Annotated in this window: 11 protein-coding genes; 5 read left to right on the top strand and 6 right to left on the bottom strand. The window is 41.1% G+C overall.

The window, feature by feature from the left end:
• The first annotated feature begins 296 nt into the window (after window positions 1-296).
• Window positions 297-2,441, top strand: a complete 2,145-nt coding sequence (locus L3Q70_RS02210; RefSeq protein WP_062567338.1) for a S8 family peptidase — start codon at window positions 297-299, stop codon at window positions 2,439-2,441.
• 62 nt (window positions 2,442-2,503) lie between these two features.
• Here the strand turns inward: L3Q70_RS02210 and L3Q70_RS02205 are convergent, their stop codons facing one another.
• Window positions 2,504-2,977, bottom strand: coding sequence for a peroxiredoxin (locus tag L3Q70_RS02205; protein WP_062567337.1), 474 nt, complete (start codon window positions 2,975-2,977; stop codon window positions 2,504-2,506).
• Between the two features lie 100 nt (window positions 2,978-3,077).
• Here L3Q70_RS02205 and L3Q70_RS02200 point away from each other — a divergent pair, with 100 nt between their 5' ends.
• A complete protein-coding gene (locus tag L3Q70_RS02200) occupies window positions 3,078-3,719 on the top strand; it encodes a hypothetical protein (protein ID WP_237114783.1) in 642 nt (213 codons plus the stop codon).
• On the top strand, window positions 3,712-4,095 hold the full coding sequence (locus L3Q70_RS02195) for a VOC family protein (RefSeq protein ID WP_193988276.1): 384 nt from the start codon (window positions 3,712-3,714) through the stop codon (window positions 4,093-4,095). Before L3Q70_RS02200 ends, L3Q70_RS02195 begins: the two co-directional genes overlap by 8 nt.
• Before the next feature lie 132 nt (window positions 4,096-4,227).
• On the opposite strand, the gene L3Q70_RS02190 is transcribed toward L3Q70_RS02195, so the two are convergent.
• From L3Q70_RS02190 to prlC, 4 genes are all read right to left on the bottom strand, one after another.
• Complete coding sequence (locus tag L3Q70_RS02190) at window positions 4,228-6,153, bottom strand: methyl-accepting chemotaxis protein (RefSeq protein WP_237114782.1); 1,926 nt, start codon at window positions 6,151-6,153, stop codon at window positions 4,228-4,230.
• A gap of 115 nt (window positions 6,154-6,268) precedes the next feature.
• The gene (locus L3Q70_RS02185) at window positions 6,269-7,024 is read right to left on the bottom strand and encodes a class I SAM-dependent methyltransferase (RefSeq protein WP_062567333.1); all 756 of its coding nucleotides are present in this window, start codon (window positions 7,022-7,024) and stop codon (window positions 6,269-6,271) included.
• A gap of 43 nt (window positions 7,025-7,067) precedes the next feature.
• Window positions 7,068-8,246, bottom strand: a complete 1,179-nt coding sequence (locus L3Q70_RS02180) for a response regulator (RefSeq protein ID WP_237114781.1) — start codon at window positions 8,244-8,246, stop codon at window positions 7,068-7,070.
• Between the two features lie 110 nt (window positions 8,247-8,356).
• Complete coding sequence (gene prlC / locus L3Q70_RS02175; protein ID WP_062567331.1) at window positions 8,357-10,408, bottom strand: oligopeptidase A; 2,052 nt, start codon at window positions 10,406-10,408, stop codon at window positions 8,357-8,359.
• Between the two features lie 136 nt (window positions 10,409-10,544).
• On the opposite strand from prlC, the gene gorA reads away from it, so the two are divergent.
• Window positions 10,545-11,906, top strand: a complete 1,362-nt coding sequence (gene gorA / locus L3Q70_RS02170) for a glutathione-disulfide reductase (RefSeq protein WP_062567330.1) — start codon at window positions 10,545-10,547, stop codon at window positions 11,904-11,906.
• Between the two features lie 107 nt (window positions 11,907-12,013).
• On the opposite strand, the gene L3Q70_RS02165 is transcribed toward gorA, so the two are convergent.
• Entirely contained in the window at window positions 12,014-12,604 is a 591-nt protein-coding gene (locus L3Q70_RS02165) for a hypothetical protein (RefSeq protein ID WP_157066149.1), read from the bottom strand.
• A 244-nt stretch (window positions 12,605-12,848) separates the two neighbouring features.
• Between L3Q70_RS02165 and L3Q70_RS02160 the strand changes: the two genes are divergently transcribed.
• Complete coding sequence (locus L3Q70_RS02160) at window positions 12,849-13,895, top strand: helix-turn-helix domain-containing protein (protein ID WP_237114780.1); 1,047 nt, start codon at window positions 12,849-12,851, stop codon at window positions 13,893-13,895.
• The last annotated feature ends 87 nt before the right edge of the window (window positions 13,896-13,982 follow it).

Raw genomic sequence — 13,982 nt, 5'->3', positions numbered from 1 at the left:
CTGATTATAACAAGATATTACGCGCTCGTTGTTAACTTAGTCATTTTTTTGAAAAAAGATAAACCCGAAAAACAAAATAAAGTAAAAACTCTATAACAGTAAATTGGAACTTTATAATTAGAAAAAAGCAAAAAAACCCAATAAATATTTATATTTAGCCATCTATACATTTAGTTATAACCAAAATAGAGACAAACATAACAAAACGATATTTTAACTATATTTACATTTATTTTACCTTTGTCCCCCTTCGCGGAAAGTCGTGCGAAGCAACTTATAACAATCTAGGGATCATTATGACAACTAACAACTTGAAAAAGTGCGCAATTGCATTAAGCCTCACAGCGTTATTTGGAACAACAGCAGCAATGGCCGCACCAAACCAAATGTTACCACCATCAATGGCAGATACCGCTGCAAAATTACAAGGTCAAAGCGGTTTTGGAACACAATTTATTATTAAATACAAAAATAGCAACGCTGATATGACCACGATGTCTGCCGCTGAGCAAACACCTGCTATGATGAACCAAAAAGCACAAAGCTTTGTGAAGAATTTCAGCAGCAAAAAAGGCTTAGCAAAAGCTCAGTATGTACGTGCCATGGCAATGAGCAACCACCACGTAATGCGCGCTGATAAAAAGCTTTCGGCCGATGAAGCACAAGCATTTATGCAAGAAGTTATGGCAACTGGCAACGTTGAGTACATTGAAATTGACCAAATGTTACAGCCTTTCGCAACACCTAATGATCCACGTTATTCTGACCAATGGCACTACTACGAGCAAGCAGGTGGCTTGAATCTACCTACAGCATGGGATAGCGCAACAGGCAGCGGTGTAACAGTTGCTGTACTTGATACGGGTTACCGCCCACATGTTGATTTAAACGCCAACATCTTACCTGGCTACGACATGATTTCGAACCTATCTGTTGCCAACGATGGTGGTGGCCGTGACAGCGACGCTCGCGACCCTGGCGATGCAGTTGTACGTGGTGAGTGCGGTACAGATCAAAATGGCGATCCCTCACCAAAGGCAGATCAAGACTCTAGCTGGCATGGTACTCATGTTGCGGGGACCGTTGCTGCGGTAACAAATAATGGTGAAGGCGTTGCAGGTGTTGCTTATGATGCCAAGGTTGTACCTGTACGTGTGCTTGGTAAATGTGGTGGTTTAACATCTGATATTGCAGACGGTATTATCTGGGCGTCAGGTGGTTCAGTGTCTGGCGTACCTGCAAATGCTAACCCTGCTGATGTTATCAACATGAGTTTAGGTGGTGGGGGTGCATGTAGCTCAACAACGCAAAATGCTATAAACCAAGCACGCAACAACGGCGCAGTTGTTGTTATCGCCGCTGGTAACAGTAATGATAATTCGGCTAACTACAACCCAGGTAACTGTAATGGCGTTGTAAATGTTGCCTCTGTTGGCCGTAACGGTGGTCGTGCTTATTACTCAAACTTTGGTAGTAATATTGATGTTGCAGCCCCTGGTGGTGCGCAAAGCTTTGCGAATGATTCAGAGGGTGTATTATCAACTCATAACTCAGGCGCAACTGGCCCAAGCAGTGATTCTTATCATTTCTCACAAGGTACATCAATGGCTGCACCGCATGTTGCAGGTGTCGCGGCACTTATCAAACAAGCGAAGCCTTCTGCAACGCCAGATGAAATTGAAAGCATTTTAAAATCAACGACTCGCTCTTTCCCTGCTACATGTAATAACTGTGGTACAGGTATTGTCGATGCAGCCGCTGCAGTTGCAGCAGCATCGGGTTCAACTCAGCCGCCAGCTACAGGCAATGAGTTACAAGATGGTCAAGCATTAACAGGCTTAAGTGGCGCAGCAAGCAGCAAAACCTACTACACAATGGAAGTACCGGCGGGCGCAACAAATGTTACTTTCACTATGAGTGGTGGTACGGGCGATGCAGACTTATATGTTCGCGCAGGTAATGCTCCTACTACAACAACATATGATTGCCGCCCTTATGAAAGCGGTAATAACGAAGTATGTTCAATCGATAGTCCAACAGCAGGTACATACCACGTAATGCTAAGTGCTTATTCTGCCTACTCAGGTGTGAGCCTTGTAGGTGACTTAACCGCTTCTGGTGGTACAGGCTCACCACAAGCAGGCGGCGGTACAGTTGAAAATATTTCGGCTAACGCTGGTCAATGGAAACACTACACTATTGATGTGCCTGCTAATATGTCTAGCTTTACAGTGACTAGCTCTGGCGGTACAGGTGATGCAGATTTATTTGTTAAATTTGGAAGTCAACCTACAACAAGCAGCTATGACTGTCGTCCGTACAAAAGTGGCAGTGCTGAAACATGTACTTTTAGCAACCCACAAGCAGGTACTTGGCACTTAAGCTTAAATGCATTTCAAACCTTTTCAGGTGTCACACTTGATGCACAATATCAACCTTAATCGTTGATAACCCCGATTACCCTTGGGACTTTTAGCCGGACTCTCGTCCGGCTTTTTTAGTTTTATAATTTAGCTAAAACGGCCTCTGCACGGCTTACTGTAAATTCTTTATCCTGCTCAACAAACAAGCCTGTTACAGTTTGGTCGTCGACGATCATTGCATAACGTTTTGAACGCACACCACCAAAGCTAGCAGTGTCCTTATCTAAACCAAGCGCCTTGGTAAAACTAGCATCACCATCGGCTAACATACGAATATGCTCAGCATTATGTGCCTCACCCCATGCTTTCATTACAAATGCATCATTCACTGAGACGCAGTAAATCGCATCAACGCCTTTGGCGGTAATTTTATCAGCCAGTGTAACAAACTCAGGTAAGTGAGCGTTTGAACAGGTAGGCGTAAATGCCCCTGGCACAGCAAATAGCACTACTTTTTTACCAGCAAATAATGCTTCTGTGTCTAACGTTTGCATGCCTTCGCTGGTTAATTCGCTAAGGGTTGCAGTAGGTAAAGTTTGGCCTTGTTCGATCATCGTGATTCCTTGAAAGAAAATATACATTAGCAGTATGAAAGAGTAAGGTTTAATTAAACTATATATCAATTGCTAACTCTACTTATAATCACTAAGCGCTATGAATAATAAAAATTATTACGCAAACCTTTTACGCTATGCTCATAAGGTGACATTACATAAAGAAGAGGCTGAAGACTTACTGCAAACGGCTCTTCTTGTTGCCGTTGAGGCTAAACGCTCAGATCTAACATGTATAAAAAACCGTCGCTGGCTTATGGGTGTACTGCGTAATCAATCTGTATTTAATGCGCGTTCTGCCGCAAGAAGAAAAAAGCGTGAAGTAACTTTCACCAATACGAACAATACACACACATACAACGACGAAACAGCAACCTATTTTATCGATTCATTACCGCCTAGCCTAAAAACAACAACACTTTTAGTTTTAACAGGGCATTGTAAAAAAGAAATCATCTGGCTGCTGCGAGTATCAGACGCAGCTCTAAGGCAACGGATAGCTGAGATTAAACGCCGCTGGCGACAAACCGGTGCAAAACAAGTACTTGAACTTGAAGGTTTAGCTGAAGATTTGCCGTTTGGGCAAATACGTAAAGCACTTCTTAATGCGCCATGCCGTGATGAAGCGACACTCGCAAGCCATGACCCTGATGGACATCTTTTTATGATGACCTCACAAAACCACCTTGCACGGCAACATAAGGTGATATCTATTAAAAAACAGGAAAAGAACCATGCTTGATAAAAGTAAAATTGGCGCAATTTGTTATTACATTAGCGATCTAGATAAAACAGAAGCGTTTTACCGTGATACGCTCGGAATAAACATTCAAAGAATGGAAGAAGATGGAGAGGGTTGGCTGCTTGCTAAAACAGCAAATGACATCGAACTACTCTTTTTTAAGCAGGAGTCAAAGCCCGGAAACACACCCATTATTGTTTTTGAGTTAGCTGATGGTGGGATTGATGACGTAGTCGAAACACTCGCAACAAAGGGAGTAACTATTGTCACCCCTGTAAGCCATGCACCAGGTGGCTGGTCAGCAGAAATCGCAGATCCAGATAATCATCAAATATCAATGTATCAATCCAGTGATGTTCCACGCAGCAAAAGATAGGGTAAAGATTATACCGTCAAAACCAAGTGCGCTCACCCCGCACTTGGTTTAAAGAAGTTAAATAATACATTCCCCATTAGAAAGAGCAGCAACTCTCGCTATTTTTTGTGCTTTTCAGTCCACTTGAAACACTTATAATCCTAAGCTGGTTTTAATTGTCTGCATTTGTTGCTGCAAACGCTGCTGAATATCACTTACTAGCACGTTCGATTCACTCACTTGGCCTTTCATGCTTTGCATAGACTGACTAAAGTTTTCGAGTAATGCATTTTGCTGTTTAGCTAGCTCCATCGCATCAAACGCGACCTTGTTAGCATCTTGTGCATTATCAGCAACGCCTTCAGAGTTACGTTTTAGCTCTTGGGCATTTTGTGTTTGTAACTCTGCATCGTTAGCAAGGGCACTTATTTGTGTCGATACCATTGATGAGTTTTCACTTAGGCGATTAAGCTGACTGTTAATATCATCAAGTGAGCCTTGGGTTTGTCTAGCAAGTTTGCGCACTTCGTCAGCTACAACCGCAAAACCTCGGCCATGCTCCCCTGCACGAGCCGATTCTATAGCGGCATTTAATGCTAGCAAGTTAGTTTGCTCAGCAATATTTTTAATTACTTCAATAACTTGACCAACATCATCCACGCCCTTTAATAGCTCTTTTAAGCTATTTAACCCTTGCTCAACACGCTGCTCAGTATGTGAGCTTGCTGTTAGCATACTCTCAGCAAAACCTAAGCTTTGCTCCATGGCACCAAATGTCTGTTTTGCGTTGTCAGCCACTTGACTATTAATGGTGTTAACTTGTTCACCAATATGTTGAATATCGCTTAGTAGCCCTTGATTTTGCTCAACTTGAGTGTGGCTAGCATCGGTCTTTTGAGCAATAGTAAGTAAGTGTTCACTCATTTCTAACATAAAGTCATTAATCACTTTGAGCATTTGCGCACGCTCTTCCGCTTCAATTCGTTGACGCTCAATTAACTGATTAAAATAATGAGCTATCTCCCCTATTTCAGTTTTTGGATTTTTGCTTTCAATATTTTTAAGCTCATTACTTTCAATTAAGAATGCAAAGCCATCTCGTAACTGACGCAGCGGGTTTAAAACTTGATTACGCTGTACAAAATAAACACCGCCTGCAAGTACCACTAACATGCCAATCGCAATACAAAATACAATAAATACGTGCTGTTTAAGCTGGCTTTGTTCGTCTTTCAGTTTTTGCTCAGCCCCAAGCACCGTTGCCGATAAGGCCGCAATTTGTTCACGCAGTGCTTGCATACCCGTTTGACGCTGCTCAGCTTGCTCTAGCGTTGAGGCTAAATCACGAGGGAAACGCTTAGGCCAACTTATTAACTCCGATTTAATATCCCCGGCTAAGTCCTCGGCTTCTTCACCAAAAAATAAAGCATCTTCGTCGACTTCACTCATCACTCCTAGGTTATCAAGCGCATCAATTTTGCTTGCTAATGCATTTAAATTTTCTACGCTTTGATTGAGGCTTGCTTTGGTGTCTTGATCAAAGCTTAAAACCAGCTTGTAGGTGTATAAAGCAAGTGATGTCACTTCGTTGTAATAGTCGGCACCCAGTTGGTAATATTCAAGCGCTAAATCTGTTTGCGGCTTTGCTTTACGAGCATAGCCTATTAGCGAGGAGGCAGAGCCTGCCATTTGCCTGAGCGAGTTGTCCAATAAAGCCATTTCGTTACCCGATAACTTACCTAGAGCACGGTATTTACCATTGATATCTTTATCTAATGCTGAGAGTTGAGTTGATAAGTGTGAATTTAAATCTTGAGGAAGATGCGCTAAGTCTTGCTTTATGACCTCAGCAATCAGTGCCGATGATAAATTAAGGTATTGACTATCACCTTGCTCTAAATAGTCATCGAGGTGGCTTTTTAAATCAATAACTAGGGTATTTTTGAGTTTATTATAAGCGTTATTTTGTTGTTCTAAACTTAATAGAGTTTGGCTTGCCCAAAATAAGGTCGCCGCTAACAAGATACTAGCAAGTGTGAGTAAAACGGCCAATAACCGAGTAAATGATGACACGCGCATAAACTATAATCCCCTAAGTCATTACGCGTGTAGAATATTAACCTTTTATGACAATTTGATGTAACCCAACCTAATATCCAGAAACTATTAATCAAAAATAGTACAAAAGGGTAGGTTAGGTCATTGCAGCTTTCACATATACATCAAAGCGGTTCTTTTTAGTTTTGATCTGCATGCTGGGTGTTTCAGCATTTAAAAATGGCGCGTAGTCAGGCCGCTTTACCACGACTCGCTTACTCGCCAGCGGATAGGCAAAATCTAAAAGATCATCTGCATCGCTATCAGCGCCAACAAGCGCTTGGAATACTCGCATTTCTTTTTTAACTAAAGCTGATTTTTCACGATGAGGAAACATCGGATCCAAGTACACGACATCTGGTATATCGTTACACTGAGCAAGTAGAGTATGGCTCGAACCGAATACTAAGCTCATATTTTCTTTCATCCATGCGCCAATTTCAGCATCACCGTAGGCGCGTTCAAGGCCATCAAATAATAGTGCAGCTACCACAGGATGACGCTCATGCAAAATAACTTTACAACCGAGTGACGCCAGCACAAAACCATCACGCCCAAGTCCTGCTGTGGCATCAAGGACAACGGGTGTGGCTCCTTTATTTAACCCTACAGCTTTGGCAATTGCTTGGCCTTTACCACCACCGAATTTACGGCGGTGCGCCGCCGCTCCTGTGACAAAGTCGACGTGGATAGCCCCTAGTTTAGGCTCATCTTTCTTTTTTAAGCTCAGACCTTGCTCATCATAATGCAATGAAAAGCCGTCATTACTGTTCGCCCATTCAGTTAAACCAAAGCGCTGCTCTATAGCATCTAAATAAGGACGCATTTCTTTAAAGGGACAATGAATTACCACGTAAAACTCCGAGCTATACTAATGGCCATGAGTATATCATGGCTTAAAATAGCTCGATATCCGTTTGTGATGTCACATCTTCTGTGTGGCTAGGCTCTGCCATTTTTTGTAAATGACCCAATAGCTCACTACGCGATTCAATAATGTGGAGCAACTGAAACTTAATCGCTTCAAGATCATCATTCAGCGAAGCAAAAAGTAACTGGGTTTGTTGTAAGTGCTGTAAATGAAAAACGATTTCATCGCTATTTAGTAACTTACTTTGTTCAACTGACTTATTCAGTTCACTCAGTTGCACAGCAAACTTTTCGACAGCCCGTTCTCGCGAGTAACTGTGTTGATACATTTGCTCCGACAGCTCGCTAAATGCATTACCGATTTGTTTAGCCTGTGTGAGTGCTCGCTCATTGACTTCCATATCTTGAACCTTCGCATTGGTCACTTCAAGAATATGCGGAAACAAGTCTTTATATCGGCCATACAACTGAGCATCATCAAGTGGCATGTTTTTAATTAACATGGACACTTTGGGGTAGTTAATAATGGTACGATGGCCAAAATCGACAAACCGGTTAGCATCGCGATGTTTTTCGAGTAACTCACGCTCTAGTGGGCAAACAGCCCCCTCTGCACCACAAAAAATCCCGATATCTTGATACCAAAAAGCGAGCACTACATCGAGATCCATTGGGTTAAAAAACTCAAACATGTATTCTGACAGCGATTGGATATCATGTGCATGATAACTTTGACCCACATAGCGCATAATACGCCCCATATCACCCGAGTCTGTCATGGCGATTTCAGCGGTTATTTGCGCGCGCTCCACATCGCTTTTTAGCTTTTTAGAATGCTGTCGGTATTCATACAAAACACGGATACGTGCCATTAACTCTTCAGCATTAAAGGGTTTAACAATATAGTCAGAAGCCCCTGAATTGTAACCCTTAACACGGTCAGGAAGTTCCTTTTTCCCAGATAGAAACATCACGGGTATATCTTTAGTTTGAGAGTTAGCTTTTAATTCACTGCATACTTCAAACCCTGTTTTTCCGGGCATTTCAACATCTAGTAAAATAATGTCTGGATTATATTTAATTGCTTGTCTTAACCCTTCATCGCCATTTTTAGCATGGATCAATGTGCAAAAGCCAGAAAGTGACTCTTCAATTACATGATGTACGTATTTGTCATCATCTATGGCTAACACCAGTTTCGACATGCTTTTATCCTGTAAATAGCTTTTTAAAAAGCATAGTACGCAGGGTTGATTTTGCTAAGGTTTATTAATAAAAAAAGCGCCTTTCGGCGCTTTCCAATAATACTTACTATTTAGGCTGCAATTCCGCTGTGCCTAAGCAGTGCATCAACTTGTGGCTCACGGCCTCGGAACTTCTTGAATAGTTCCATAGGTTCCTCGCTGCCTCCTTTTTCTAAAATATTGTTAAGGAAGGCCTGCCCTGTCTCTTGATTAAAGATCCCTTCTTCCTCAAATTTAGAAAATGCGTCAGCCGAAAGAACCTCTGCCCATTTATACGAGTAATAGCCTGCACTATAGCCACCAGCAAAAATATGGCTAAAGCCATGCTGAAAACGGTAAAATTCTGGAACCTTAACAACCGCTGTTTTACTACGCACATCATCAAATGTAGCTTGAATATTACAAGGCTCACCTGCTTTGTAGTCATGATGAATCGTAAAATCAAACAACGAAAACTCTAGCTGACGCAGCATATGCATACCTGATTGGAAGTTCTTCGCCGCAAGCAATTTATCAAGCAGTTCTTTTGGTAGTGGTTCATCTGTTTCATAGTGACCCGAGATGAAGTTAAGCGCTTCTTCTTCATAACACCAGTTTTCTAAGAACTGGCTTGGTAATTCAACCGCATCCCATGCAACACCGTTAATACCCGCCACTGGCGCTGCATCAACTTGAGTTAACATATGATGGATACCATGACCAAACTCATGGAATAAGGTGGTTACTTCGTTATGAGTAAACAGTGCAGGTTTATCACCCACCGCTTTATTAAAGTTACACACCAAGTAAGCAACGGGTGTTTGTAGCTCGCCGTTAGCACGTACTTTACGACCCATGCAATCGTCCATCCATGCGCCACCACGCTTGCGGTCTCGTGCATATAAATCTAAATAGAAACGGCCTCGTAGCGTGTTGCTACTGTCGTAAATCTCAAAGAAACGTACGTCAGGATGGTAAGTATCAAAGTCACTCACTTCTTTAACGTTAATACCAAATAAGCGATTTACTGTGGTAAATAAGCCATTTAATACTTTATTTGCAGGGAAATAAGGGCGCAGTACTTCATCAGAAATCGCGTATTTCTCTTGCTTAAGCTTTTCTGCGTAATAAGCGTAATCCCACGCGGCAAGCTCCGTCACACCGTGTTTATCTTTTGCATAAGCCGTTAGCTCAGCCAGCTCTTGCTCGGCTTGTGGCTTAGACTTAGCTGCTAAATCTTCTAAGAATGAAAATACCTGAGCAGGTGATTCTGCCATTTTTGTTGCCAATGACATATCTGCATAACTGTTAAAACCAAGTAATTGCGCAAGCTCATGACGAAGCGCAAGTTCTTCGCTCATAATGGCAGAGTTATCAAACTCACCCGCATTCGGACCTTGATCCGACGCACGAGTAACAAACGCGGTATATGTTTCTTCACGTAATTCGCGGTTATCTGCGTAAGTCATGATAGGTAAATAAGATGGAAAATCTAACGTGAATACCCAACCATCTAGATCTTTACTTTTTGCCGTATCAGCACCCAGAGCTAATGCAGATTCAGGCAAACCAGCAAGCTCGCTTTCATCAGTAATATGCTTTTGCCAAGCAAGTGTGGCATCCATTACATTGTTACCAAACTTAGATGAAAGCTCTGATAAACGCGCACTAATTTCACCATAACGCTTTTGTTGCTCTGGTTTTAGCGCAATACCTGATAACTCAAAGTCACGTAACGCATTAGTAATCGTTTTTTGCTGTGCGGTGGTAAGTGCTTTAAATTCATCGCTGTTGTGTAGAGCGTTATAAGCATCGTATAAACCTTGATGCTGACCCACAAACGTTGAGTACTCCGATAACAACGGCAAACATTGCTCATAAGCTTCTCGTAGCTCATCGCTGTTCACGACTGAGTTCATATGAGATACCGGTGAAAATAGTCGTGATAGCTTATCGTCAGCTTCTTCAAGTGGAAGCACCAAATCATTCCACGTATATGACTTAGCTGCCAAGACCTTATCGATAGTTAAACGACACTCTTTAATTGCCGCTTTTAATGCTGGCACCACATGCGCTGGTTCAATCTTAGAAAACGGCGGAAGCCCTTCTAAACCAATAAGTGGATTATTTTCTGCAATTGTCATTTTCGTTCTCAATTTTTAATGCGAAGATGATTCTGAGGTTGGGGCAAATTGATGAAATACAAGGGGCTTAACCTTGGTCTTTATTATGCTATTATCGATTAATTAAAGAAAAGTTATCTATTTTTGAGGACAAACTATGGCTCAGCATTTTGATTACATTGCAATTGGTGGCGGTAGCGGCGGTATCGCTTCTGCTAACAGAGCAGCAATGCGTGGCGCAAAAGTGGCACTTATTGAAGCAAAACACATGGGCGGCACGTGTGTAAACGTGGGCTGCGTTCCTAAAAAAGTGATGTGGCATGGTGCACAAGTGGCTGAAGCTATTAATGCTTACGCACCTGATTATGGCTTTGATGTTGAGTTAAAAAGCTTTAGCTGGGCTAAATTAGTAGAAAGTCGCGAAGCGTACATAGGCCGTATTCACCAAGGTTACAATAAGTATTTATCAAGCAATGGCGTTACTGTAATCAATGGCTTTGCTAAATTTGTTGATAGCAAAACGGTTGAAGTTAATGGTGAACTATACACTGCTGACCATATTCTTGTTGCCGTAGGTGGCCGCCCTACTATTCCTAATATCCCAGGTGCTGAGCTTGGTATTGACTCAAACGGCTTCTTTGAATTAAACGAACAGCCAAAACGTGTAGCTGTTATTGGTGCGGGTTATATTGCCGTTGAAATCGCAGGCGTACTCCACAGCCTTGGCACAGAAACCCACTTGTTTGTTCGTAAAAACAAACCGCTGCGTACTTTTGACCCATACATCGTTGATACCCTAGTCGATATTATGGCAAAAGAAGGCCCAACTCTTCATACAGATTGCACGCCGAAAGAAGTCGTTAAAGAAAGCGATGGCAGCTTAACGATTCATTTTGAAAATGGCCACAGCCAAAACGTTGATGAAGTAATTTGGGCCATTGGCCGTACACCAACAACTGATAAGATCAATCTTGCAGCTGCGGGAGTTGAAGTCAATGAAGGTGGTTATGTAAAAGTAGACGAATTCCAAAACACCACTGCTAAGAACGTCTATGCAGTGGGTGATATCATCGAAAACGGTATCGAACTTACACCTGTAGCCGTTAAAGCAGGCCGTATTTTATCTGAGCGTTTATTCAATAAAGAATTACCTGATGATTTAAAGATGGACTACGAGCTAGTGCCTACCGTGGTATTTAGTCACCCACCAATCGGTACAATTGGTTTAACGGAGCAAGAAGCGATTTCGCAATATGGCGAAGAAAACGTTAAAGTTTATAAATCAAGCTTTGCAGCAATGTATACCGCGGTTACACAACACCGCCAAGCATGCAACATGATGCTAGTATGTGCAGGTGATAACGAAAAAGTTGTTGGCTTACACGGCATTGGTTTTACCGTAGATGAAATGATTCAAGGCTTTGCTGTTGCCATGAAGATGGGCGCAACCAAAGCAGACTTTGATGCTGTTGTAGCGATTCACCCAACTGGGTCTGAAGAGTTTGTTACTATGAGATAAACTCGCGTTGCGAGTCAATATTAAAACCTTGTGGTGCTGTCACAAGGTTTTAATAAAACTCACGATTTTTCATAGAAGTGGAGCTTATAGAATTGAGCCAAATACACCTACGAACAAAATGAAATAGGTTTATAATAACCGCTCTCATTCCTTTCCAACTCGAACACGTTTACATCTTCCATAAATGCAAAAAAATCATCCCTATTATTAAGTTTCAAATAGACATTTAACTCACTATTTTCAGATGAAAAGTCGCTGTTTTTACATGCTGAGTTGACGTTCACACTCATATTAATAGTACCCGTGATACTATTCTTTTTATAATCTTTTACTACATCCTGATCATGCCGCATTTCTAGTGCGTCATTTTTATTCAACTGTAAAATAAAAATGTTACTATTCACCTTGTTTTTTTGTTTTAACTCATCAGGTAATTCATATTTTTCATTCACATTGACAAAGTATTCATGCTCAAAACTATAGTTAGGATCATCAGCTTTTACGTTAAATTTAATTACTACATCGTTATTATTAATAACAATTCCTACAGGAACTTGAACAGCAACAACTACCTCGCTTGGCTCAACTTCTAAAGGGTCGAAACTCATCATTTTATACATTGATGCCAGCGACATACTACTGCATCCAGAAACGACAAATGTGCTCACTAAAAGTACACACAAAAATATATTCTTCAAACTATCTAACTCCTTGTTAAAAAGTTATTTATCCAACTAGATAAAAAAGGCTTCATCTACCACTTGTCAGATTCTTGTAACTAGCAATCACATCAAGTAATAAGAAAATGGTTAAACAAAAAGCAACTTGTATTTATTATTGAAACAAAAAACTTATGATGCTGCCACAAGTTTTTTATGCCTATGATTACAAAGTGAGGGTGAGTTGTTAAACTCAGTCAAAATAATAAAAACGTAAACTACTTTGCAATCAATCACTTTATTCCCTGTACACCTTGTACAGAGTATCTTTCTGTTTCAAATGTTATTTGGTGCATTATTAATTAATAGCCAAAAACAAAGTCGTTCCTTGGTGCTGTTGTTTGCATTTCAAGGCTGTGTATGCGCCTTTAATCTGTTAGAAGGGTTAGAGTTTTCTGATTACTTAATCACCCCAGCATTTACATTACTGTATGGGCCTATGATTTACTTTTTTACCTTGTCGATTACAGGTAAGCAACCCTTTAAAACATCACACTACGCGGTTCACTTAATTCCTGCGGCTATTTCCTTGGCCTTTACCCACTACACACAAGCGATCATTTTACTTGGTTCACTTAGTCAACTTGGTTATTTCTACTTTGCTTATGGCATTTTAAAGCGCTATCACAAACAACTTATGCATGCTCGCTCAGATGCTGAGAGCCTTAAATTAAAGTGGCTGATCAAAGCATTATTTATTTTTGCCATTATTGTCGTATTCGATTTGCTGCGTATGAATGTGCAACCAATCACGCCGCTCGATTTAAAGATGCACTGGTATTTATTAAACGAAATACTGTTACTGCTAATGTTTAGCTTTTTGTTGTTTCACACCATCAAAAGTAGCTTTCAATTCGAGCCAGTCACATTGCCTGAAGAACCCGAAGCTGAACAAACTGATTCGTCTGACGAGCAACTTGCGCAGCAAATTTTCTCAACCATTGATAGCTTGATTATTAATGAATCGCTTTATCGACAACCTAGGTTGTCATTAAACGACTTAGCAAATAAAACTGGGCTCGGTAGTAAAGAAATATCTTGGGCTATTAACAGCACAACGGGGAACAACTTTTGTGAGTACATCAACCAGCATAGAGTGAATGATGTTAAACGCGAAATAGAGCAAGACTCATCTCAAAAACTCAGCCTGATAGAACTGGCATTTCAAGCTGGCTTTAATTCTAAATCGACTTTTAATGCGGTGTTTAAAAAAGAAACGGGATTAACGCCGAGTCAATTTAAGAAGCAAACACTAAAAACCTGCTCATAAAACAGACAAAAAACGTCCTAAATCCTGTTTTAGGACGCTTTTTTACAGCCAAAACGCTAATTTAAACAAAAAAACAGCTTTGAGACT

This window comes from Pseudoalteromonas sp. CF6-2 (assembly GCF_021729425.1).
GTDB lineage: Bacteria > Pseudomonadota > Gammaproteobacteria > Enterobacterales > Alteromonadaceae > Pseudoalteromonas > Pseudoalteromonas arabiensis.
The sequence above is the reverse complement of the archived record's forward strand: the minus strand, read 5'-3'. Positions and strand labels throughout refer to the sequence as shown.